The sequence below is a fragment of the Cronobacter turicensis genome (assembly GCF_041222865.1).
Lineage (GTDB): Bacteria > Pseudomonadota > Gammaproteobacteria > Enterobacterales > Enterobacteriaceae > Cronobacter > Cronobacter turicensis.
The window spans coordinates 771,815-791,409 of the sequence record NZ_CP165997.1 but is presented as its reverse complement, the minus strand read 5'-3'; the positions used below and the strand labels follow the sequence as shown (position 1 = coordinate 791,409).

The window sequence follows — 19,595 nt, the reverse complement described above, 5'->3', positions numbered from 1 at the left end:
TTTATTCTCCAAAGAAAGCGACCGGAGCGGTCGCCAGGGATTTGATGTGATACGTGCGGGTATAAATGCGGCTCAGGGTGACCGTAATCCGGTAACGCCGATGCCAGTGGTTATCGATAAGCTCAGGAACACAAATGACGGGCGTACACGCGCAGACCGCGAGCCCCGACCGGTTAAGCTCATCCTGATTCTGCGTGACCGCCAGACCGTCGCGAAACTGCGTGGCGAAGGCGGGCGCGCCTGCGCCTGAAAAAAGACACTGCACCTGAAGCTGCTCACTGACGGTAAGCAGATCGTCATCGGCATTGAGTGGCGCCCAATATGGCGGCGCGGCGTGGATCTCCGTAATGCCGAAGGCGCAGCCTGGCGTGTCTGCAAGCGCAGCGGTGTCTTGCCATAACGGCGTTACCGCCGCCTCTGACAGGCCGCTGACGCCCGCGATCCATCGCGTCAGTTCCCGATTAAGCGTGCTCTCCCAGGCGGGCGGCGAGCCGGTGGGCGTCAACCATCCCGCAGCAGTGGTATCATTGCTCACTTACTGCTCCTTTTGTGAGGTAACCGGGCATTCCCGCCTGACATACTCCTGAAGGCCGCCGAGCTGGCGCGTGACGACGGCGATGGCGGTTCTGAGACGGAAATAATCCCGTTCAGCGGCGTCAGTAAGTCGGGGGCTGGCGCCATCATCCACGCGGGTGGCGGCGCCGGAGGCACGCAGGCAGGTGGCGTTGAGGCGCAGCCGCTGACGACCAACAGCCACATCGCGCTCAAGCGTATCAATCGTTTCCCGGGCATGGTTAAGTTCTCTGGTGTAGCGAGTATCGAGCTGCGCCGTCTGACGCAGGCTCTGCTGAGTGTGTGAAAGCTGGCGTTGCGCAAGAGAAAGCGCGACGCGGGACTGTATTAGCTCGCTGCGGGCATGATGTAAGGCAAGCAGCAAACTTCCCACCAGCGCCAGGAGCGTAAACCAGGGAAACAGCCGACTCGTCAGGGCGCGCCATAACATAGCTGCCGCTCCATTTCCCGACGCGTGATAAGCCCCTGCCACTGGCGCCCTCCCGCCCAGGTCCAGCGGCGCAGCTCGTCGCAGGCGCCGGTCAGATCGTGACGATTAAGTTTCGCAAGCAGCGTGGAACGACGAAATGCGCTGACGCCGACGTTGTACGTAAACGAATAGAGCGCGGCTTTCTGGTAATCGTTAAGCGTTACCCGAACCCCGCGGTTTACCGCCTCGACAGCAGGCTGCATATGCTTTGCCAGTAGTACCCTACATTCACGCTCGCTGTAGGTTTTGCCGGTGATGACATCCACACTTGTTATACCGGCGCAGATCGTCGGAATGCCCACCGGGTCCCGATAAGGCGTAAGCGACACGCCCTCTTGCTGCTCAATAAATGCGCTGGCTATCGCCACTGGCCCGCCAACCGAGGCAGCAATCAACGCCTTGCGAAGCGCTTCAGGCATTTTCATCGCGATCCTCCGTGCGCTCTGCGCCCTCGTTAAAGATGGAAGCTATCGCCCGGCGATCCGCCGCCAGGGGCTGCGCTGCGCTTTTCAGATACTGCCTCAGGAGCGCGGTTCGTTTACGCTCCTCCGCCAGCCGCGCCTGTTGTGCCCGGCGTCTGGCGTTATAGGTCTTAATAGTGAAAAAAGCAGAGAGCGCAGCCCCCAGAGTGAAAACGTAGTCCTGAAGCGAAAGCACAGAGAAAAAGCCGAGCAGCACGCTCCACCCATACGTCAGGGCGTGCCCTTCTCCTGGATTCATTAATGCCTCCCTTCATGGGAAGAAAAGATAAGAGATCGCTACAGCCACATTCGGTGCTGGTAGCGGTTGTCAACCTGGGGAGCCCGACGGGTTTCGGGAAGCAGCACCGCGACCACCCAGTGCAGGTAGTCGGCGCTCAGCTGCCGGACGGTTTCTACCCGCCGCGCGTGGTATAAAGAAATAAGGTCATCAGCCTGCTGGCTGGTCAGATCATGGTAATAAAACCACGTTTTACGCATGTGTCCCCCTTGCGCCCTTTGCCGGGCGTGCTGGTGATTTGAAGGCGCAGACGCGCCACTCAACCGAAAGCGAGGGGAAAAGTGAAACCTGCGCCTTCGGAAAACCCGATAAAAGGCGGCAGGGGGAGGAACACTCCGGGCAGCCCGTAGCGGGTATTTACGCCAGATTCATCGTGTGTGAAATCAGGCGTATGGCTTCTCAGCCACGTTTAATACCGCGTTGTCGGCGGCCCGGATTGTTAAAGAGCGGTGTCGTGTTGAAGAGGCTTTATAAACGCTCTTTCGCAGCGACAAATTCACTCTATCAATCGCTTTATCGATTTGCAATCGCTTTTTCTATTGATTGTCAAAAAATCGCTCAGGCGATACACTGAAGTCAGAAGCCACGAGGATCTGACAATGAATTTTTCCGAGCGCCTTGCGAAAGCGATGGCCGACGCAGGGTATACACAAGGCGCGCTGGCGAAGGCTGTCGGCATGGCGCAAAGTAGCGTCAATAAACTGCTCAATGGGGCGAACGGCTCGCGTAACACTGTCGCGCTGGCGAGGATACTGGGCGTTAGCCCCGAGTGGCTCGCTGATGGGCAAGGCCTGATGCGTCCGCTTACGACAGAGCGCAAAAGCGCCGCCGCATCGGGTGCTGATGTTTATCGCGTGGAAGTGTTTGATGTCCGTGCCAGCGCGGGTAGCGGCGTGATGATTCGTGACGAGTTTATCGAGACGATTAAGTCGATTGAGTATTCTTCAGAAGAGGCTCGCTCGTTGTTCGGCAGCCGTCCGGCTGACCACATTAAGATGATTGCCGTGAATGGCGATTCGATGTCAGGCACCTTTGAGCCACGCGATCAGATCTTTGTCGACGTAAGCGTCGATTTTTTCGACGGTGACGGAATCTATATCTTTACGCTGGATAATTATGTTTATATCAAACGCTTACAGCTTCAGCATAAGCGTCTGGCGGTTATCTCGGATAACAAAAAATATGAAACCTGGTACATCACAGATATTGATGAGTCAGGGCTAAATATTCGCGCTAAAGTGCTGGTGAGCCAGTCCCGCGCGTATAAATTTCACGGCTAACCCCTGCTCACGCCGGAGACCCTTTTTTCTTCGGTGCTCTCCATCGCTCTGATTACGCCATCAACCCGCGCCAGTCGGGTGTCAATCACTTTATCTGCAATATATCATCGCTTTTACGATTGAAACCGGTAATCGCCTTATCTATATTTACTGAATATATATACAGTAAATCGGCGCATAACGCGCCTGTAATTCAAAAAGGAGGGTTGAATGGCAGAGATTCATTTTGGCGCAAGCGTGAATGCAGATAACGCACGGGCACGCAGGCATCAGCGACGTCGTCTGGCGGCGCAGGAAAAAGAAACGATGGAAAGGATCATGGATGAGATTTTTGGCGCAATACAGCCGCCACTGGCGTATACCACGGCGCGGCAACCGGTAAACCGGATAGATAAAGCGACTCGCCTGCCCACTTTGCGCGAAATGCGCAGCCAACCATCGTCCGTCGAATCGCAGCGTAAGGTCAGGCGAACGTCCGGGACGAGCACAGGCAGAGCGCATGAAAAACGCCAGCGTTTCAGCCGGCCGCTGGTTTGACACAGCTCCGTTTTAATGAGTACAGAAATGGCTAAAGGCTTTTCAGGCGTTGTTAAGAGGCGGTGCTACCACATTCTTCATCGATAATCGTCTGAACGTAGAGCGATAACCTGAGGGTATTCTGGAGCGGGCAAAGCATAATCTTCCTGCTCCAGCGCTTTCGTTATCTTACAGCCCAGAAAAAGGTCAGACATATTGCAGCAAAATTTGCAGGTGGAATGGCAACGTTTTCAAATGTGTATTCGTTAAAAATGCCAATAACGTACGCTCACTATTTTTGACAAGCCATACATTTACCTGGAACTAACAAATAAGGTAGGGCTTCAATTGATTCAGCCCCTGAAGCGTGCCGCACAGGGCAAAAACCGGGGCATTTTCCGCACGATAAAAAGCGCCTCGCGGGAAAGCGTCGCCAGAGGGTCGTTTATTGACATCAGATTGTTTATTCTCAGCGGTTCAACGCCAAAAGGAGAGGCTTTATAGCTGGAATATTCTACGTTAATGGAATTGATACGAAATTGAGTTACCAGGGAACCGGGAGGCTTGCCGACAACGTTCTTATTATCTCTGCCAATGCTCAACCGTTTGGGAAACACGACCTTCACTGTGATCTTTCGAATCCAACACTTTCAAAGTGTTACTATTATCAGACCAGCCCGCAACCGGAACCCGTAAAAGCAAACATAACAATTACCTGGCGGGATGAGAAATTTATTGAGTTAATCTGGACTGAAAATGCAACCAGATGGGAAATTGAGGGAGGATTGCCTGACGCTGTTACGTCTGAAAATAGATCAAGTGGACAGCGCAGGTTGACCTTATCCCTCTCAGAATCGGAGCCCGGAATTACCGCGGCAGCAAGAGCGGATTATCCGTTTTTGCTGCATCTTGCGAGCCTGGATTGCATTCCTCTTTAGTTCCCGGAAGATAAAAATTGCCGTTCTCATCAGGATCCGTTCCTCCGGGACATCCTGCGCGCCCCGATGAATGATTGGTACTGCCGCCATCCGAACCATTTCCGCCATCGGCACCCTTTGCAGCACTGGCGGAAACAGCAAATAGCGCGAAAAAGCAGATCAAAATGTGTTTACTCATGTGTGCATCTCCCTGGTTGAATCTCTGTCGCCTGTATCTGTGTAGGTATACTCTGCTACGTAGCGTGACAGCATTACTTTGGTTCAGAAGCACGCCCTAAAACTATTAAAGGAGATGTTCCCTGAAAACCGTCGAAATACTGCAATACACCTTACGCAAAGGCACAGGTCGTGCTTTTCACACCATCATGCAGGATAGTAGCGTTCCTCTCCATCAGCGGCACGGCATCGATGTGGTGAGGTTTGGTCATTCATTGCATGACCCGGACTGCTACTGTCTGATTCGCGCCTTTTCCGATCAGGAAAACATGGCGGCGGCGCTGGAAGCCTTTTATGCCAGCGATGCGTGGCGCCATGGGCCGCGAGAAGCGATTGTGAATAGCATAGAAACCAGCCACAGAACGCTAATGACATTGCCCGCCGCAAGTGTCGAAGGGCTCCGTAACGTGTAGCTGGCGTTGCAGGCTCTGTATCACATGTCGGGGGAAGCAAATGTCGGCAACGTTAGAACGCTTCGGCGCGCAGCCGGAAACGCGCCCTTCATTTATTCAGCGGGCGCGTAAAAACCCAGGAGAGTGAGATAAAAAATTGATACCTCTGGCGTGATTCGTATGGCTCTGGACTCCTGATGGCGCCGTTAATTATTCAGCATTAGTCTGATGCCGCAGTAAATTATTCAGCATTAGAATGGCTACCGAAATCCCCCCCACTTCCCAGAGAAACGCTATGAACACCAGGACACTGCTTGTAGGTTTTTTTCTGTTTGCTGGCTCGCTGAATAACGCGATAGCAGACAACTGCAGGGCCAATATTTATGGCGGAGAGGATTGCCGCTATGACAATGGAACCACATCAAGCAGCAGAGCCAACATTTTCGGCGGGCAGAACACCAAATATAGCGACGGCAGAAGCTCAAGCAGCCGTCCCAATATTTTCGGCGGAGAGGATACCCGAAACAGCGATGGCAGCTCTTCAAGTAGCCGCGCCAATATCTTTGATGGTCAGGAAACGCAGTACAGCGACGGCCGCTCTTCCAGCAGCCGCGCCAATATCTTCGACGGCCTGGACACGCAATACAGCGACGGCCGCTCTTCCAGCAGCCGTGCGAATATCTTCGACAGCCAGGACACCATAAATAATTAATCGCTATTGGGCATCAGCGCTGACAGGCGATGGCCGCCTCTCTGCTGGTGCCGCGAGCTTAATCAAGCCGCAGCGATGGCGAACTCATGCGCTATACAACGTCATTGCATAATGATGTGGCGGGGATTATTACGTACGAACGGAAAGTTAGAGAGATTCTGGAGCGGGCGAAGGGAATCGAACCCTCGTATAGAGCTTGGGAAGCTCTCGTTCTACCATTGAACTACGCCCGCGATGAGGTGCGTTAAGCATTATAGGCCTTAACCCATTGCTGGCAAGCCCCTGGCTCGTTAACTGACGGATTTATAAGCAACCGCCCGCACGCAGGCGGGCGGTATAACGTTAACAGGAAGGCGATTTGCCCTGCGGCGGCAGGTAACGCAGCGGATCGATAGCGGTCGCACGGTAGCGCAACTGGAAGTGCAGACCGACGGAATCCGAGCCGGTGCTGCCCATCGTCGCGATTTTCTGCCCCGCCTTCACCTGCTGGCCGTTGTTCACCAGCATCGTGTCGTTGTGCGCGTAAGCGGTAATGTACTCTTCATTATGTTTAATCATAATGAGATTCCCGTAACCGCGCAGCTGGTTGCCGACATAAACCACCCTGCCCGCCGCTGAGGCGTAAATCGGCTGACCACGGCTCCCGGCGATATCAATCCCTTTATTGCCGCCGTCGGCCGTTGAATACCCCATCACCACTCTACCGCTGGCTGGCCAGCGCCAGCAGCGTTGGCCCGGCGGCGGCGCGTCCACTTTCGGTAGCGAAGCGGTTTTGCGCGCAGGCGTTGTCTGTCGGGAGGCGGTTTTACGCGAGGAGGATGCGCCGGAAGTATTGCTGACGCGCAGCCGCTGCCCGACCTCAATCGTATAAGGCGCAGAGATGCCGTTCAGACGCGCCAGGTCGCTGACGCTGGTACCCGTAATGCGGGAAATGCGATAGAGGGTGTCGCCTCGTTTCACCGTATAGACAGAGCCGCTGTAGCCGCCTTTTGTCGCGTCCGAAACGCCCGCCTTGTTGCTGGAACAGGCGGTCAGAAACAGGCAGAACAATAAACACAGCGTGTTAAATATCGTGCGGGCGGGCGGCCAGTCCGTGTTCAAAACGGCTCCTTAATTCAGTGACACCTCGAAATAACGGCGCTTATCTTAACAGCTCCCTCCGGATGACCCAAACCCGTATCCATAAAAGAAAAGCCGCGCCCCCTGATAGAGAGCGCGGCTTTAACGGTTACGCCAGACGGCTTATTTTACCGGACGCATGGCCGGGAAGAGGATCACGTCGCGGATGGTGTGGCTGTTGGTAAACAGCATGACCATACGATCGATGCCGATGCCGAGGCCTGCGGTCGGCGGCAGGCCGTGTTCCAGCGCGGTCACGTAGTCTTCGTCGTAGAACATCGCTTCGTCGTCGCCTGCATCTTTCGCGGCAACCTGATCCTGGAAGCGCTGCGCCTGATCTTCAGCGTCGTTCAGCTCGCTAAAGCCGTTGCCGATTTCGCGGCCGCCGATGAAGAATTCAAAGCGGTCGGTGATTTCCGGGTTTTCATCATTGCGGCGCGCCAGCGGAGAAACTTCTGCCGGGTATTCGGTAATGAAGGTGGGCTGAATCAGGTGCGCTTCGGCCACTTCTTCGAAGATCTCGGTCACAACGCGGCCCAGGCCCCAGCTTTTCTCGATTTTAATGCCGACCGCCTGGGCAATGCCTTTTGCCTTCTCGAAATCATCCAGATCCGCCATATCGGTTTCCGGGCGATATTTCTTGATGGCTTCGCGCATGGTCAGTTTTTCAAACGGCTTGCCGAAATCAAACGTCTCTTCGCCGTAAGGCACTTGCGTGGTGCCGAGCACCTCTTGCGCCAGGGTGCGGAACAGAGATTCTGTCAGCTCGATCAGATCTTTGTAATCTGCATACGCCATATAGAGTTCCATCATGGTGAACTCAGGGTTATGACGTACAGAGATGCCTTCGTTACGGAAGTTACGGTTGATCTCAAACACGCGCTCGAAACCGCCCACCACCAGACGTTTGAGGTACAGCTCCGGCGCGATACGCAGGTACATGTCGAGATCCAGCGCGTTGTGGTGCGTCACGAACGGACGCGCGGACGCGCCGCCCGGGATCACCTGCATCATCGGGGTTTCAACTTCCATAAAGCCGCGGCCGACCATGAACTGACGGATACCCGCCAGGATCTGCGAACGCGCTTTAAAGGTCTTGCGGGATTCATCGTTAGCGATGAGATCAAGGTAGCGCTGGCGGTAGCGCGCTTCCTGATCCTGCAGGCCGTGGAATTTATCCGGCAGCGGGCGCAGCGCTTTGGTCAGCAGACGCAGCTCGGTGCAGTGAATGGAAAGCTCGCCGGTTTTGGTTTTAAACAGTTTACCGCGGGCGCCCAGGATATCGCCGAGATCCCATTTTTTGAACTGTTCGTTGTAGACGCCTTCCGGCAGATCGTCGCGCGCCACGTAGAGTTGAATACGGCCGCCAACATCCTGCAGCGTAACGAAAGACGCTTTACCCATAATACGACGGGTCATCATACGGCCTGCCACGCAGACCTCGATGTTCAGCGCTTCCAGCTCTTCGTTTTCTTTACCATCGAAGTCAGCGTGCAGTTGGTCTGAGGTATGGTCGCGACGAAAATCGTTCGGAAACGCGACGCCGTGTTCGCGAAGCGCAGCCAGCTTCTCGCGACGCGTTTTCAGTTCGTTATTAAGATCGACCGCCGCTTCTGCGCCTTGTGCTTGTTGTTCAGACATGTTGGTTCCTCATAACCCTGCTTTCAGACTTGCTTCGATGAATTTATCCAGATCGCCGTCCAGCACCGCCTGTGTGTTGCGGGTTTCAACGCCGGTGCGCAGATCTTTGATACGGGAATCGTCCAGCACGTAGGAGCGGATCTGGCTGCCCCAGCCGATGTCGGACTTGTTATCTTCCAGCGCCTGCTTCTCAGCATTTTTCTTCTGCATTTCCAGCTCGTACAGCTTCGCCTTCATCTGCTTCATGGCCTGGTCTTTGTTTTTGTGCTGAGAACGGTCGTTCTGGCACTGCGTGACCGTACCGGTCGGAATGTGAGTAATACGCACCGCGGATTCCGTACGGTTAACGTGCTGACCACCCGCACCTGACGCGCGGTACACGTCGATACGCAGATCCGCCGGGTTGATTTCGATATCAATATCGTCTTCCACTTCCGGGTAGACAAACGCGGAGCTGAAAGAGGTGTGGCGACGGCCGCCGGAGTCGAACGGGCTCTTACGGACCAGACGGTGTACGCCGGTTTCCGTGCGCAGCCAGCCAAACGCGTAATCGCCGGAGATTTTAATGGTGGCGGATTTCAGGCCAGCCACTTCGCCTTCGGACTCTTCAATGATTTCTGTCTTAAAGCCGCGCGCTTCGGCCCAGCGCAGATACATACGCAGCAGCATGCTAGCCCAGTCCTGCGCTTCGGTGCCGCCGGAGCCCGCCTGGATGTCCAGGTAACAGTCGGCGCTGTCATATTCGCCGGAGAACATGCGGCGGAATTCAAGCTGCGCGAGTTTGGCTTCCAGCTGGTCCAGCTCGACCACGGCTTCATTGAAGGTTTCTTCATCGTCCGCTTCAACGGCAAGTTCAAGCAGGCCCGCTACGTCATCAAGCCCCTGAGACATTTGATCCAGCGTCTCGACGATAGCTTCAAGGGATGAACGCTCTTTACCCAGCGCTTGCGCGCGTTCGGGCTCGTTCCAGACGTCCGGCTGTTCCAGCTCGGCGTTTACTTCTTCAAGACGCTCTTTCTTAGCATCGTAGTCAAAGATACCCCCTAAGAACGTCTGAGCGCTCCGTGAGGTCCTGAATGCGGTTCTTTACCGGGTTAATTTCAAACATGGCTGTAGAATCTTTTAGTGATGAAGATGGGCAAAATGCGGTCGTAAAACGGAAAGTTTACCGGATTTACGCCGCCTTTTATAGTTTATCCTGGCGCTAAACGGGCCAGAGATGGTCGATAATTAATTGCAGGCTGCGGTTGCCGCGAAACTCATTCACATCAAGCTTATAGGCAAGCTCCACTTCGCGCACGCCAGGGTCGGGCCAGCAGGTGGTATCGACGTTAAATGCGATGCCGTCAAGCAGCGGCCCGCCGCCGACCGGCTCCAGCATCAGCTTGAGGTGACGCTCGCCGACCAGTCGCTGTTGCAGAATGCGAAAACGCCCGTCAAACAGCGGCTCCGGGAACATCTGCCCCCACGGGCCCGCGTCGCGCAGCATTTCCGCCACTTCCAGGGTCATCTCCTGCGGCGCAAGCGCGCCGTCGGACCAGATTTCGCCCTGCAGCATCGCCGGATCTAACCAGTCGTTAACAAGCTCCGCAAAGCGCGCCTGAAACTCCGGGAAACGCGCCTCTTCAAGGGAGAGCCCCGCCGCCATCGCATGGCCGCCGAACTTCAGCATCATGCCAGGATAGAGCGTGTCGAGGCGCTCCAGCGCGTCGCGCATATGCAGGCCTTGCACCGAACGCCCCGAGCCTTTGAGTATTCCCTCGCCTGCGGGCGCGAACGCGATAACCGGACGATGAAAACGCTCTTTGATACGCGAGGCGAGAATGCCAACCACGCCCTGATGCCATTCGGGATGGAAAATCGCAACGCCGCTTGGCAACGCTTCACCGCTGCGTTCAAGCTGCTGGCAGAGCGTTAATGCTTCCGCCTGCATCCCCTGCTCAATCTCTTTGCGGGTCTGGTTCAGCGCGTCCAGCTCGTTTGCCAGCATGCGCGCTTCGCCGATGTTGTCGCACAGCAGCAGCGCGACGCCGACGGACATATCATCCAGCCTGCCTGCCGCGTTAAGCCGCGGCCCCAGCGCGAAGCCGAGATCGCTTGCCGTCAGGCGGTGCGCCTCTCGGTTGGCTATCTCAAGCAGCGCGCGAATGCCGGGACGGCATTTCCCGGCCCGGATGCGGCTCAGCCCCTGCCAGATAAGAATGCGGTTATTGGCATCCAGCGGCACCACGTCTGCGACGGTGCCGAGCGACACCAGATCGAGAAACTCCGCGAGATTCGGCTCCGGGATACCCTTTTCAGTAAACCAGCCGACGCTTCGCAAATGCGCGCGCAGCGCCAGCATCAGATAAAACGCGACGCCGACGCCTGCGAGCGATTTCGATGGAAACGTACACTCCGCGAGATTCGGGTTGATGATAGCGCCCGCGGCCGGGAGCGTATCGCCGGGTAAATGGTGATCGGTAACGAGCACCGGAATGCCCAGCTCATGCGCGCGCGTAACGCCCGCGTGGGAGGAGATGCCGTTATCGACGGTCAGGATCATCTGCGCGCCGCGCGCGTGGGCCTGATCGACCACTTCCGGGCTAAGACCATAGCCATCATCAAACCGGTTAGGCACCAGGTACGCTACGTTGCTGCCGCCCAGCGCGCGAAGCGCCAGCACGCTCAGCGCGGTGCTGGTAGCGCCGTCAGCATCGAAATCGCCGACCACGATAATGCGCAGCCCTTCGCGCAACGCGTCGTGCAGCATCGCCACCGCGTCATCAATACCGCAGAGTTGCTGCCAGGGCAGCAGGCCTTTTACGCTGCGCTCAAGCTCCTGCGCGCCGCGCACGCCGCGGCTGGCATAGAGCCTGCGGAGCAGCGGCGGTAAGGTATCCGGCAGCGTAATGGATTCATCCGGGGAGCGCCTGCGAAGTTGTGTCTGTTTGCTCACCCGTTACTTTCCGCTCGCCTGAAGCTGTTTTTGATGCTCATCCAGGAATGCCTTCATCTCTTTGGGCCCCTGATAACCCGGCACCATCGCGCCGTTGCTCAGCACAATCGCTGGCGTGCCCTGTACGCCAAACTGCACGCCGAGCTCGTAATGTTTCGCGGTGTCAACATCACAGCTTGCCGCCGCGACTTTGCCGCCGCCCATCGCGTTATCGAAGGCTTTATTGCGGTCTTTCGCGCACCAGATAGCCTGCATATCTTTCGCAGGCTCGCTGCGCGGCCCCTGACGCGGGAAGGCCAGATAGCGCACGGTGATGCCCAACGCGTTGTAGTCTTTCATCTCTTCATGCAGCTTATGGCAGTAGCCGCAGGTGATATCGGTAAAAACGGTGATGACATGTTTTTCCTGCGGCGCTTTATAGACGATCATCTCTTTTTCGAGCGCGTTGAGTTTGGTCATCAGCATCTGATTGGTCACGTTGACAGGCTGGCCGCCGCTGACGTCATACAGCGGGCCCTGGATGATATGTTTGCCGTCCTCGGTGACATAAATTACGCCGCTTTCGGTCAGCACGGTTTTCATGCCTGCCAGCGGAGAGGGCTGAATCTCGGCATTCGCCACACCCAATTTGGTCAGCGACCGCTTGATAGCCGCGTCATCCGCCTGGGCAAATCCTGAGAAAGCCGCCAGCGTAACGGAGAGCAGCGCAATAGTTTTTTTCATAACGTGTCCTTAAATTCTGCACTCACGCTCTGGGGTGGTGCTGTTGATGAAGTTGCCGCAACCGTTCCGTCGCCACGTGAGTGTAGATCTGCGTGGTGGAAAGATCGCTATGGCCTAAGAGCATCTGTACCACGCGCAAATCGGCGCCATGATTTAACAGATGCGTGGCGAACGCATGGCGTAAAACGTGCGGCGAAAGCTTTTCACTATCGATGCCCGCCAGTTGAGCATAATGTTTGATGCGATGCCAGAAGGTCTGACGGGTCATTTGTCGGGCGCGGTTGCTCGGAAAGAGGATATCCAGCGACTGCCCGTTAAGCAGCCATGGGCGGCCGTGCGTCAGGTATTGCTCAACCCAGTAAACGGCCTCTTCGCCAAGCGGCACCAGCCGCTCTTTATTGCCCTTACCGATAACGCGTACCACGCCCTGTCGCAGGCTCACGTCGCTCATGGTCAACCCAACCAGCTCAGAAACGCGCAACCCGGTGGCGTACAGCACTTCCAGCATGGCTTTATCGCGCAGTTCGATAGGCTCTTCAACCGTCGGCGCCTGCAGGAGCCTGTCTACCTGAGCCTCGCTTAAATCCTTCGGCAAACGCTGCGGCAACTTTGGCGACGCCAGCAGCGCGCTCGGATCGTCATCGCGAATTTTTTCACGGTAGAGATGCTGAAACAACCGACGCACGGCGCTGAGCATTCGTGCGGTGCTGGTCGCTTTGTAGCCGCCCTCGACGCGCTCTGCGAGCAACGTCTGGAGGTCGCCACTCTGTACCGTCGCAAGGGACAACCCGCGATGGTGCAACCACTCCACGACCATGCTGAGATCCCGCCGGTACGCGCTCAGGCTGTTCTCGGCCAGGTTGCGCTCAAGCCAGAGCGCATCGAGAAATTGTTCGATACGGGCTAAATCCTGTTCCACTGCCACCTCACTGACGTTCTCGTCGCTGCATTATGCCTGACTGGAAGCGGGATCTGATACACTGGCGCTTCTGCACAATAGGAAATGAGACGTTATCGTTATGAACATTGGTCTTTTTTATGGTTCCAGCACCTGTTACACCGAAATGGCGGCTGAAAAAATCCGCGATATTATTGGTTCCGAACTGGTCACGCTGCATAACCTTAAAGACGACTCGCCGACGCTCATGGAACAGTATGATGTGCTGATCCTCGGCATTCCTACCTGGGATTTCGGCGAACTCCAGGAGGACTGGGAGGCCATCTGGGAACAGCTGGATGCGCTCAACCTCGACGGAAAAATCGTGGCGCTGTACGGCATGGGCGACCAGTTGGGTTATGGCGAATGGTTCCTTGACGCGCTCGGCATGCTTCACGATAAATTGAGCCCTAAAGGCGTGAAGTTTGTCGGCTACTGGCCTACAGAAGGCTATGAGTTTACCAGCGCGAAACCCGTTATCGCAGATGGCGAGCTGTTCGTCGGCCTCGCGCTGGATGAAACCAATCAATATGATCTGAGCGACGCGCGTATCGAAAGCTGGTGCGAGCAAATCCTTGGCGAAATGGCGGCGCACTTCTCCTGAGTTTGCCAGGGCTTCGTCAGCGGTTGTCGCCTACGGGCTGTTGCAGCAACAGCCGACGTAAATCGCGCCACTCCGCCGCCGTCATACTGTCTGACGCCAGCCACACATGATGGCTGCGCGTCGTTTTCGGATGACGCAGCCGCAGCATCATTCCACTACGCAGCATCCAGGGCGTGGCGCAGATATGCCAGTCGACGCCCTGCCAGCGCAACTGATAATCAGCTGTCAGGCTGACCTCTCCCTGAAACGCATTGATACGCCGCTGGCTGCGCACGCAGTCAAACACTACCAGAGACAGCAACAGCATCCAGACTGGCAGATACCGCAGCGGCCACGGGAGCAGTAAAATAATAACGGCCACGGCGCCATGCAGCAGCAGCGATACCCACTGCGAGCGCCATGACACGCGAAGATCAGAGTGCCACAGGACCACGTGCCTGATTCCGCTGTTGGATCAATTCCACCATCCGCGCCAGTTCCGCATCGGCAGGTTTACCGTGATTCATTAGCCAGTTGAATAAATCAGGATCATCACACTCCAGCAGGCGGACGAAGACGCGCTTGTCTTCCTCGCTGAGGGAGTCGTAGTCGTGCTCAAAGAAAGGCATGATGGAAATATCCAGCTCGCGCATACCTCTGCGACATGCCCAGTGAATACGGGCTTTATTATTAATATCCATGTCTCTTACCTGCTAAACCACCATTGAATGACGATGGGTAGTGTAACCCGTTTTTCATGCATCCTTCAGCCCAATATGAGTATTTGCGAGGCGTTATCCTGAATATGACTTTCCCTGTGCAACCGACATTTTTTCTTTCGAGCCGTCTCGAAGAATGCGTTAACGGCACAAAAGGGGATGCTAAAAGGCTTGCAAACTCCGCTGGCTCTTTAACAATATGAAGCTATCTCTCCACTCGCGTGGACCATTATTGCGATAGCACACTGGGACTTTATTTATGGCATTCACTCCATTTCCTCCCCGTCAGCCAGCCGCCAGCGCGCGTCTGCCGCTGACGCTCATTTCGCTGGAAGACTGGGCGCTGGCGACGATAACCGGCCCGGACAGCGAAAAGTATCTGCAAGGCCAGGTGACGGCGGACGTTACCGAACTCGGCGAGAATCAGCATCTGCTGGTAGCGCACTGCGATGCCAAAGGCAAAATGTGGAGCAACCTGCGCCTGTTCCGTCACGACGACGGTTTCGCCTGGATTGAACGTCGTAGCGTGCGTGACACCCAACTCGCGGAAATGAAAAAGTACGCGGTTTTCTCAAAAGTGGCCATCGCGCCGGACGACAACGCCGTGCTGCTGGGCGTCGCGGGTTTCCAGGCGCGCGCGGCGCTGGCGAACCACTTTACTACACTCCCGGATGAGCAAAACCCGCGTGTGGTGGACGGCGCTACCACGCTTCTGTGGTTCGGCCTGCCGGCAGAGCGCTTTATGGTGATTACCGATGCTGACACCGCAAGCCAGCTTACGGAACAACTGCGTGGCGAAGCACAGCTCAATGCCAGCGCGCAGTGGCTGGCGCTGGACATCGAAGCCGGTTTCCCGGTAATTGACGCGCCTAACAGCAACCAGTTCATTCCGCAGGCCACCAACATTCAGGCGCTGGGCGGTATCAGCTTCAAAAAAGGCTGTTATGCAGGCCAGGAGATGGTGGCGCGGGCGAAATTCCGTGGCGCTAATAAGCGCGCGCTCTGGTATCTGGCGGGGCATGGCAGCCGCGTGCCGCAGCCTGGCGAAGATATTGAAATGCAGATGGGCGAAAACTGGCGTCGTACTGGTACGGTGCTGGCGGCCGTGCAGCTGGATGATGGCCATCTGCTGGCGCAGGTGGTCATGAATAACGATCTGGAGGCCGGTACGCTCTTCCGAGTCCGTGAAGAGACCGGCGCGCATACATTACACATTGAGCCGCTGCCCTACTCGCTCGAAGAGGCATAACCGCCTTATGCCTGTATAAGGGCAGTCACGCCGCCAGGTGGCATCAGCCGCCTGGCGGACAGTTTGTGAAGAAAGCAGAAGTCAGTGACAACGGTTAGCGCGGCGCGCAAGCCTCAGCGAATGTAGAGGTAGATGGCCAGAAAGTGACAGACGCTACCGCCCAGTACGAAACCGTGCCAGATGGCGTGGTTATATGGGATCCGTTTGCAGACGTAAAAAATGACGCCCAGCGAATAGATGATGCCCCCGGCGGCAAGCAGCGTCACGCTGGCAGGCGCAAGCTTCATCACCATCTGATAAATCACAACCAGCGACAGCCAGCCCATCAAAAGATACGTCACCAGCGACAGCACCTTAAAGCGATGCGCGATGGTGAGCTTAAACAGGATGCCGAGCAGCGCCAGGCCCCAGATAACGACCATCAATCCATGCGCCAGCGGAGATTTGAGCCCCACCAGCAAGAACGGGGTATACGTGCCTGCAATCAATAAGTAAATCGCGCAGTGGTCAAACTTTTTAAGCCAGATTTTGGCGCGCGCGTGCGGTATAGCGTGGTACAGGGTAGAGGCGAGGAACAGCAAGATCATGCTGCCGCCATAGAGGCTATAACTGGTAATGGCGATGGCGCTGGCATTGCTGTCCACGGCCTGGATGAGTAACAGGACCAGCCCGACTATCCCGAACACCAGCCCTATCCCGTGACTGATGCTGTTGGCTATTTCCTCAGCCAGTGAATATCCCTGCGCAAGTAATGGTTTACGAACCATGTGGCGACTCCGGTAAAACTGAATAAAAAAAACGCAGCCCACATAGCCTAACTGAGAATGATTCCAGTGAACACCTGTTCGCTAAAATAAATCTGTGGCAGTCCGTAAACCTCTGGCGCACCGGCTATCGCCGCCCTGCTTACCGCCTGCCGCTGATCGATAATTCACTCAGCAACCTTTTTAAAAGCAATCACATAGAAATCGTTAAGCCCAGGGTAAATCGCTGTGATGACATGTTTAAGTTCAGCCAGCGTCATGTTCTCCTGACGCGCGTGTTCATCGTTCAGCTCAGCAAGGGTGACCGGCGTCACGCTCAGCACCTCAAGGGTGCAGAAATAGCCGTTATCTTCATAGCGCCCGGTGCGCAGCCGCTGGCCTGGGGTGAAGTGCGCTTCACTGCCGTCACGAATGGTGATCGTTTTGGTCCCGGCGAGGATATCCTGCTGGAAACGGGTATAGAAAGTGATGTCGTTTTTCATCATGCGTCCCTTAAAAGTAACGGCTCATCATAAGCCTGACGCCGCACGGGCGCTATCCGCAGACACCCCCAACACGCATAAAGAGTGGCGCACGTCGGTGTGATTTATGGCAGCATGAGCGAGCCGATGCCGCTGACGCCAGCGCCGGAGCCCGAACGCATTAACCAAAGGATGTTGTGCCGTGACGATGTTTACCCATTCCGCTGTCGCCAGCCTCAATAATCTTGAGATGATGGTTTACAATTTTGTGGTCAAAAACCGCGATAAGGTGATGTACATGACCATTCGCGAACTGGCGGATGCGGCGGGTGTATCCACTACCACCGTGCTGCGTTTTTGCCGCAAGATGAATTGCGAGGGGTACTCCGAATTCCGCGTGCGCTTTAAATTATATCTGGAACAAAATGAACCGCAGCAGGCAAATTTTGGCGCCAGCGAAATAATTAGTTTTTTCCGAAGCGTGAATAATGACGAATTTGATGCACTACTGGAGCAGGCGGCGGAAATAATTTTACAGTCTGAACGTATTATTTTTGTCGGCGCAGGAACATCCGGCGCGCTGGCAAAATATGGCGCAAGGTTTTTCTCAAACGTCGGAAAATTCAGTAACCATATTGACGATCCTTATTTTCCGGTAACCAGCGACATGGCTAAAAATGCGCTGGCGATTGTGCTGTCAGTTTCCGGTGAGACGGAAGAGATCCTGCGTTTCGCCAGCCAGTTCAGCCTGCACAACTGTAAAGTACTCTCTGTGACCAGCCACGAGAACTCATCACTGGCGAAGCTTGCTGACTTCAATCTCTCCTGGCATATCCCGCAAACGCGCATTGCGGGCGTGTATGATATTACCACGCAGATCCCCGTCATCTATATTCTCGAAACACTGGGACGCAAGCTGGCGAAAAAACTGGCATAAAAAAACATCCTGTTTTTCATTTGTAACAAGTCACGCCATACGCTATTTGTTATAGCGTGACTTTTCACTTCCCTTTGTTAGACTCGCAGCCAGCCTCAATTAATTTATCGTTATTATTCCCCTTTACTATTTCTGTTAATGAGATGACACGATGAAAAAACTTACATTACCGAAAGACTTTTTATGGGGCGGCGCGGTTGCGGCGCATCAGGTAGAAGGCGGCTGGAACCAGGGCGGCAAAGGGCCGAGCATTTGTGACGTGCTGACCGGCGGCGCGCATGGCGTACCGCGTGAAATTACGCAGAGCGTCGTGCCGGGCAAATATTACCCGAACCATGAAGCCGTCGATTTTTACGGACATTATAAAGAAGACATTAAACTCTTCGCCGAAATGGGCTTTAAGTGTTTCCGCACGTCGATCGCCTGGACGCGGATTTTCCCCAACGGCGATGAGACGCAGCCCAATGAAGCGGGGCTCCAGTTCTATGACGATATGTTCGATGAGTTGCTGAAATACAACATTGAGCCGGTGATTACCCTCTCTCACTTTGAAATGCCGCTGCATCTGGTGCAGCAGTATGGCGGCTGGACGAACCGCAAAGTGGTGGATTTCTTTGTCCGCTTCGCCGAGGTGGTGTTCGAGCGCTACAAAAATAAGGTCAAATACTGGATGACCTTTAATGAGATCAATAACCAGCGCAACTGGCGCGCGCCGCTGTTTGGCTACTGCTGCTCCGGCGTCGTCTACACCGAGCACGACAACCCTGAAGAGACGATGTACCAGGTGCTACATCATCAGTTCGTGGCAAGCGCCATGGCGGTGAAAATCGGCCATCGCATTAACCCGGCGATGAAAATCGGCTGCATGCTGGCGATGGTGCCGCTCTACCCGTTCTCGTGCAAGCCGGAAGACGTGATGTATGCGCAGGAATCGATGCGCGAGCGTTATGTGTTTACCGATGTTCAGTTGCGTGGCTATTACCCGTCTTACGTGCTGAACGAATGGGAGCGTCGCGGCTTTAACATCAAGATGGAAGCCGGCGATGATGCGGTTCTGCGTGAAGGCTGCTGCGATTATCTGGGTTTTAGCTATTACATGACCAACGCGGTCAAAGCCGAAGGCGGCAGCGGCGATGCGCTCAGCGGTTTTCAGGGTAGCGTGCCGAACCCGCATGTGAAAGCGTCTGACTGGGGCTGGCAGATTGACCCGGTCGGCCTGCGTTACGCGTTGTGTGAGCTCTACGAGCGTTATCAGAAGCCACTGTTCATCGTGGAAAATGGCTTTGGCGCTTATGACACCGTGGAAGCGGACGGCAGCATTAACGACGATTACCGCATCGATTACCTGCGCGCCCACATTGAACAGATGATGAAAGCGGTGACGTATGACGGCGTCGATCTGCTGGGCTACACGCCGTGGGGCTGCATCGACTGCGTTTCTTTCACCACCGGTCAGTACAGCAAACGTTACGGCTTTATTTATGTGAACAAACACGACGACGGCACGGGCGATATGTCACGTTCGCGCAAGAAGAGTTTTGCCTGGTACAAAGCGGTGATTGCAAGCAACGGCGAGACGCTCTGAGTCCCCTATCCCCTGATATTCGCGCCCGGTTTGCCGCCGTGGCGCGGGTATCTGGCGGGCGCGCTGCGCTTACCCGAAACACCC

Annotated in this window: 24 protein-coding genes, 1 tRNA gene and 1 pseudogene; 8 read left to right on the top strand and 18 right to left on the bottom strand. The window is 55.5% G+C overall.

Annotated elements, in window-relative coordinates; all coding sequences use genetic code 11:
- Position 1: 1 nt before the first annotated feature.
- The 6 genes and pseudogenes from AB8W27_RS03825 to AB8W27_RS03800 form a co-directional block, all read right to left on the bottom strand.
- Positions 2-535, bottom strand: a complete 534-nt coding sequence (locus AB8W27_RS03825; RefSeq protein ID WP_015742377.1) for a hypothetical protein — start codon at positions 533-535, stop codon at positions 2-4.
- Complete coding sequence (locus AB8W27_RS03820; RefSeq protein WP_282913973.1) at positions 532-684, bottom strand: hypothetical protein; 153 nt, start codon at positions 682-684, stop codon at positions 532-534. The genes AB8W27_RS03825 and AB8W27_RS03820 overlap by 4 nt, the downstream gene beginning before the upstream one ends.
- Positions 623-1,003 (bottom strand): annotated as a pseudogene (locus tag AB8W27_RS03815) (lysis system i-spanin subunit Rz); the annotation flags it as partial. The gene AB8W27_RS03820 and the pseudogene AB8W27_RS03815, both read right to left, overlap by 62 nt.
- On the bottom strand, positions 985-1,467 hold the full coding sequence (locus AB8W27_RS03810) for a lysozyme (protein ID WP_369832996.1): 483 nt from the start codon (positions 1,465-1,467) through the stop codon (positions 985-987). The pseudogene AB8W27_RS03815 and the gene AB8W27_RS03810, both read right to left, overlap by 19 nt.
- Positions 1,454-1,762: a hypothetical protein gene (locus AB8W27_RS03805; protein WP_015742380.1), complete on the bottom strand. Its 309-nt coding sequence runs from the start codon at positions 1,760-1,762 to the stop codon at positions 1,454-1,456. Before AB8W27_RS03805 ends, AB8W27_RS03810 begins: the two co-directional genes overlap by 14 nt.
- A 38-nt stretch (positions 1,763-1,800) precedes the next feature.
- Entirely contained in the window at positions 1,801-2,001 is a 201-nt protein-coding gene (locus AB8W27_RS03800) for a hypothetical protein (RefSeq protein WP_015742381.1), read from the bottom strand.
- Between the two features lie 399 nt (positions 2,002-2,400).
- On the opposite strand from AB8W27_RS03800, the gene AB8W27_RS03795 reads away from it, so the two are divergent.
- Both AB8W27_RS03795 and AB8W27_RS03790 read left to right on the top strand, forming a co-directional pair.
- Positions 2,401-3,081: a S24 family peptidase gene (locus AB8W27_RS03795; protein ID WP_041923892.1), complete on the top strand. Its 681-nt coding sequence runs from the start codon at positions 2,401-2,403 to the stop codon at positions 3,079-3,081.
- Positions 3,082-3,291: 210 nt separating this feature from the next.
- A complete protein-coding gene (locus AB8W27_RS03790; RefSeq protein ID WP_015742384.1) occupies positions 3,292-3,618 on the top strand; it encodes a hypothetical protein in 327 nt (108 codons plus the stop codon).
- An 846-nt stretch (positions 3,619-4,464) separates the two neighbouring features.
- On the opposite strand, the gene AB8W27_RS03785 is transcribed toward AB8W27_RS03790, so the two are convergent.
- A complete protein-coding gene (locus AB8W27_RS03785) occupies positions 4,465-4,713 on the bottom strand; it encodes a hypothetical protein (RefSeq protein ID WP_071820315.1) in 249 nt (82 codons plus the stop codon).
- Positions 4,714-4,834: 121 nt separating this feature from the next.
- Here AB8W27_RS03785 and AB8W27_RS03780 point away from each other — a divergent pair, with 121 nt between their 5' ends.
- Entirely contained in the window at positions 4,835-5,164 is a 330-nt protein-coding gene (locus AB8W27_RS03780) for an NIPSNAP family protein (protein ID WP_015742387.1), read from the top strand.
- 274 nt (positions 5,165-5,438) lie between these two features.
- A complete protein-coding gene (locus tag AB8W27_RS03775; RefSeq protein ID WP_015742388.1) occupies positions 5,439-5,855 on the top strand; it encodes a hypothetical protein in 417 nt (138 codons plus the stop codon).
- Positions 5,856-6,014: 159 nt separating this feature from the next.
- Here AB8W27_RS03775 and AB8W27_RS03770 read toward each other — a convergent pair.
- The 7 genes from AB8W27_RS03770 to xerD all read right to left on the bottom strand — a co-directional run bounded on the left by AB8W27_RS03770 (position 6,015) and on the right by xerD (position 13,195).
- Positions 6,015-6,088 (bottom strand) — tRNA-Gly (locus tag AB8W27_RS03770).
- Positions 6,089-6,197: 109 nt separating this feature from the next.
- Positions 6,198-6,956, bottom strand: a complete 759-nt coding sequence (gene actS, locus AB8W27_RS03765) for an amidase activator ActS (RefSeq protein ID WP_041923893.1) — start codon at positions 6,954-6,956, stop codon at positions 6,198-6,200.
- 141 nt (positions 6,957-7,097) lie between these two features.
- Positions 7,098-8,615 carry a lysine--tRNA ligase gene (gene lysS, locus AB8W27_RS03760; protein ID WP_015742390.1) on the bottom strand — a complete coding sequence of 506 codons (1,518 nt, stop codon included), beginning with the start codon at positions 8,613-8,615 and terminating at the stop codon, positions 7,098-7,100.
- A gap of 9 nt (positions 8,616-8,624) precedes the next feature.
- Positions 8,625-9,723 (bottom strand): peptide chain release factor 2 gene (gene prfB / locus AB8W27_RS03755; RefSeq protein WP_105539046.1). Its coding sequence is split into 2 segments (ribosomal slippage): positions 8,625-9,647 and positions 9,649-9,723, totalling 1,098 coding nucleotides; the frame shifts between segments, so codons are not numbered across the junction.
- 96 nt (positions 9,724-9,819) lie between these two features.
- Complete coding sequence (gene recJ, locus AB8W27_RS03750) at positions 9,820-11,553, bottom strand: single-stranded-DNA-specific exonuclease RecJ (protein WP_041923894.1); 1,734 nt, start codon at positions 11,551-11,553, stop codon at positions 9,820-9,822.
- A 3-nt stretch (positions 11,554-11,556) separates the two neighbouring features.
- Positions 11,557-12,276, bottom strand: a complete 720-nt coding sequence (gene dsbC / locus AB8W27_RS03745) for a bifunctional protein-disulfide isomerase/oxidoreductase DsbC (protein ID WP_015742393.1) — start codon at positions 12,274-12,276, stop codon at positions 11,557-11,559.
- 22 nt (positions 12,277-12,298) lie between these two features.
- Positions 12,299-13,195: a site-specific tyrosine recombinase XerD gene (gene xerD / locus AB8W27_RS03740; protein WP_007763875.1), complete on the bottom strand. Its 897-nt coding sequence runs from the start codon at positions 13,193-13,195 to the stop codon at positions 12,299-12,301.
- 100 nt (positions 13,196-13,295) lie between these two features.
- Here xerD and fldB point away from each other — a divergent pair, with 100 nt between their 5' ends.
- Positions 13,296-13,817, top strand: a complete 522-nt coding sequence (gene fldB / locus AB8W27_RS03735; protein WP_015742394.1) for a flavodoxin FldB — start codon at positions 13,296-13,298, stop codon at positions 13,815-13,817.
- 16 nt (positions 13,818-13,833) lie between these two features.
- On the opposite strand, the gene AB8W27_RS03730 is transcribed toward fldB, so the two are convergent.
- Positions 13,834-14,250 (bottom strand): protein YgfX, encoded by a 417-nt coding sequence (locus AB8W27_RS03730; RefSeq protein WP_015742395.1) that lies wholly within the window; start codon positions 14,248-14,250, stop codon positions 13,834-13,836.
- A complete protein-coding gene (gene sdhE / locus AB8W27_RS03725) occupies positions 14,231-14,497 on the bottom strand; it encodes an FAD assembly factor SdhE (RefSeq protein WP_041923895.1) in 267 nt (88 codons plus the stop codon). Before sdhE ends, AB8W27_RS03730 begins: the two co-directional genes overlap by 20 nt.
- Before the next feature lie 277 nt (positions 14,498-14,774).
- On the opposite strand from sdhE, the gene ygfZ reads away from it, so the two are divergent.
- Positions 14,775-15,764 carry a tRNA-modifying protein YgfZ gene (gene ygfZ / locus AB8W27_RS03720; protein ID WP_015742397.1) on the top strand — a complete coding sequence of 330 codons (990 nt, stop codon included), beginning with the start codon at positions 14,775-14,777 and terminating at the stop codon, positions 15,762-15,764.
- Between the two features lie 113 nt (positions 15,765-15,877).
- Here the strand turns inward: ygfZ and AB8W27_RS03715 are convergent, their stop codons facing one another.
- Positions 15,878-16,531: a hemolysin III family protein gene (locus tag AB8W27_RS03715; RefSeq protein ID WP_015742398.1), complete on the bottom strand. Its 654-nt coding sequence runs from the start codon at positions 16,529-16,531 to the stop codon at positions 15,878-15,880.
- 164 nt (positions 16,532-16,695) lie between these two features.
- The gene (yqfB, locus tag AB8W27_RS03710; protein WP_041923896.1) at positions 16,696-17,010 is read right to left on the bottom strand and encodes a N(4)-acetylcytidine aminohydrolase; all 315 of its coding nucleotides are present in this window, start codon (positions 17,008-17,010) and stop codon (positions 16,696-16,698) included.
- A gap of 187 nt (positions 17,011-17,197) precedes the next feature.
- Between yqfB and AB8W27_RS03705 the strand changes: the two genes are divergently transcribed.
- Together AB8W27_RS03705 and AB8W27_RS03700 are read left to right on the top strand one after the other, a co-directional pair.
- Positions 17,198-17,926: a MurR/RpiR family transcriptional regulator gene (locus AB8W27_RS03705; protein ID WP_032807505.1), complete on the top strand. Its 729-nt coding sequence runs from the start codon at positions 17,198-17,200 to the stop codon at positions 17,924-17,926.
- 151 nt (positions 17,927-18,077) lie between these two features.
- Positions 18,078-19,511, top strand: a complete 1,434-nt coding sequence (locus AB8W27_RS03700) for a 6-phospho-beta-glucosidase (RefSeq protein ID WP_015742400.1) — start codon at positions 18,078-18,080, stop codon at positions 19,509-19,511.
- The last annotated feature ends 84 nt before the right edge of the window (positions 19,512-19,595 follow it).

Coding starts and splice junctions, on each gene's coding strand:
- AB8W27_RS03820 (WP_282913973.1), bottom strand. CDS start 684: ATGATGGCGCCAGCCCCCGACTTACTGACGCCGCTGAACGGGATTATT.
- AB8W27_RS03810 (WP_369832996.1), bottom strand. CDS start 1,467: ATGAAAATGCCTGAAGCGCTTCGCAAGGCGTTGATTGCTGCCTCGGTT.
- AB8W27_RS03805 (WP_015742380.1), bottom strand. CDS start 1,762: ATGAATCCAGGAGAAGGGCACGCCCTGACGTATGGGTGGAGCGTGCTG.
- AB8W27_RS03800 (WP_015742381.1), bottom strand. CDS start 2,001: ATGCGTAAAACGTGGTTTTATTACCATGATCTGACCAGCCAGCAGGCT.
- AB8W27_RS03795 (WP_041923892.1), top strand. CDS start 2,401: ATGAATTTTTCCGAGCGCCTTGCGAAAGCGATGGCCGACGCAGGGTAT.
- AB8W27_RS03790 (WP_015742384.1), top strand. CDS start 3,292: ATGGCAGAGATTCATTTTGGCGCAAGCGTGAATGCAGATAACGCACGG.
- AB8W27_RS03785 (WP_071820315.1), bottom strand. CDS start 4,713: ATGAGTAAACACATTTTGATCTGCTTTTTCGCGCTATTTGCTGTTTCC.
- AB8W27_RS03775 (WP_015742388.1), top strand. CDS start 5,439: ATGAACACCAGGACACTGCTTGTAGGTTTTTTTCTGTTTGCTGGCTCG.
- lysS (WP_015742390.1), bottom strand. CDS start 8,615: ATGTCTGAACAACAAGCACAAGGCGCAGAAGCGGCGGTCGATCTTAAT.
- dsbC (WP_015742393.1), bottom strand. CDS start 12,276: ATGAAAAAAACTATTGCGCTGCTCTCCGTTACGCTGGCGGCTTTCTCA.
- fldB (WP_015742394.1), top strand. CDS start 13,296: ATGAACATTGGTCTTTTTTATGGTTCCAGCACCTGTTACACCGAAATG.
- sdhE (WP_041923895.1), bottom strand. CDS start 14,497: ATGGATATTAATAATAAAGCCCGTATTCACTGGGCATGTCGCAGAGGT.
- ygfZ (WP_015742397.1), top strand. CDS start 14,775: ATGGCATTCACTCCATTTCCTCCCCGTCAGCCAGCCGCCAGCGCGCGT.
- AB8W27_RS03715 (WP_015742398.1), bottom strand. CDS start 16,531: ATGGTTCGTAAACCATTACTTGCGCAGGGATATTCACTGGCTGAGGAA.
- yqfB (WP_041923896.1), bottom strand. CDS start 17,010: ATGAAAAACGACATCACTTTCTATACCCGTTTCCAGCAGGATATCCTC.
- AB8W27_RS03705 (WP_032807505.1), top strand. CDS start 17,198: ATGTTTACCCATTCCGCTGTCGCCAGCCTCAATAATCTTGAGATGATG.
- AB8W27_RS03700 (WP_015742400.1), top strand. CDS start 18,078: ATGAAAAAACTTACATTACCGAAAGACTTTTTATGGGGCGGCGCGGTT.